Genomic DNA, 1446 nt, shown 5'->3' with positions numbered 1-1446 from the left:
CTCAGCGAGACGGCGTCCAGGGCGAACTCGGCGGCGATGGACGGGAGCGCGATGTTCACCGCCGAGCCCATGAAGGGGGTGAGAAACGCGGCGAGGGTGGCGATGATGAGGACGGTCCGGCGCTGAACGGCATCTGGAGTGGCGGGCATGGGGATTCCTATTTCGGTACTGAAATTGGGGGCGGCCGGGGAAAAAGGGTTGTGATGCGGCGTGTTCCCGGAGAGCAGATCCTCCGGGAGAGAAAAGGGCGGGGGCCGCAGCAGGGGTTCGCTCTACGATGGCGGCCAGAAGAGCGGAGTGGATGAATCACTCATGAGGCGCGGCGAGAGGCTGCATGGATGAAAACAACCAATTCCCCCGGATCGCCCCCCAAAAAAGGACGGCGTCTCCGCCAACAGTACTTCGCTAATTTCGGCATCTGAAATCGACCAATGCAGCCTCGCATAGCGACCTAAAACGGGTTCGGCAGCACCCGGGCACCGGACTTCGCGCTCAACGCGAGAGGCCATATTGCTATCTTCGCTCATTAACTCACGCGGGAGAACGCGAAGGGAGGTCGATGGTTTAACCTCTTGAAGATTACCTCAACCGTTTTAGCGAAGTACTGCCGGAGAAGATCGATCGTGTTTCGCACTGCCCGGGAGTTTGCATCCCCGGGTATCCTCATGCACCGTCCCCGCCCCCCCCAATAGCGATATTCCCACGATCCACTCCATGGGGAGATCCCGTAGGGGAACCGGATACGGCTCATCCCCGGATATCGCAAGCACTGCCCCCGCCACCGGGTGGGGGAACGGAGAGGAGCGCTATGGATGGGATGGGACGAAGGCCGGATATGGTCTGTTCGTCTGGAATCGATGCAGTAGTGGAGCAGTTACGGGTGCTGCCGGATCGCGCCTTTTACCTGTCGGCGGCAGGAACGAGATTCTGCCGGCCCCGGTTATCAGGAGGAATCCTCATACATTGTCGTAAACGTTCTCTCGCTTCCCAACCTTGATGACATATACAATCATCGCCTCATCGCTTAAATCCATGATGACGCGATATTTTCCTACCCGCAACTTGAAATATGGAGATCCGCGCAGTTGTTGCAGGCGATCCGGGTGGTTGTCACAGGTTCTCTCGACGGTCGCGATAATCCTTGCAGCGGTCTCGCGTGGGAGACGTTTCAGGCCTTTAAGGGCCTTTTCGGTCCAGATCACCGCGTAGGGCATTCAATCGATCCCAAGTTCCCTCATCAGTTCTTTTGTCGTGTAAACCCTCCCTGCCTTGATATCCTCAATTGCCTCCTCGATATCGCGGATATCTTCCTCCGTCAGTTCTTCGGCGGCTTCTTCCAGCGCATCCCGGGTGAGACGATCGATCACCTCGTTGTACGTCTCCTGGGGATACTTCTTCAGCTTATCCAGCCGCCCCTTCACTTCCGGAGCCACCCTGATCGTTGCT

The 1446-nt window shown here is 57.9% G+C and carries 2 protein-coding genes; both read right to left on the bottom strand.

All coding sequences use genetic code 11. The features are described from left to right. Positions 1 to 956: 956 nt before the first annotated feature. Complete coding sequence (locus tag BP858_RS10710; protein ID WP_062262766.1) at positions 957 to 1214, bottom strand: type II toxin-antitoxin system RelE family toxin; 258 nt, start codon at positions 1212 to 1214, stop codon at positions 957 to 959. After that, positions 1215 to 1446: DUF7557 family protein (locus tag BP858_RS10705; RefSeq protein ID WP_286879477.1), on the bottom strand; the 232-nt coding region annotated here is incomplete at its 5' end.

The organism is Methanoculleus sp. UBA413, from assembly GCF_002502935.1.
Taxonomy (GTDB): domain Archaea; phylum Halobacteriota; class Methanomicrobia; order Methanomicrobiales; family Methanoculleaceae; genus Methanoculleus; species Methanoculleus bourgensis.
This window is presented reverse-complemented; position numbering and strand designations above follow the sequence as displayed.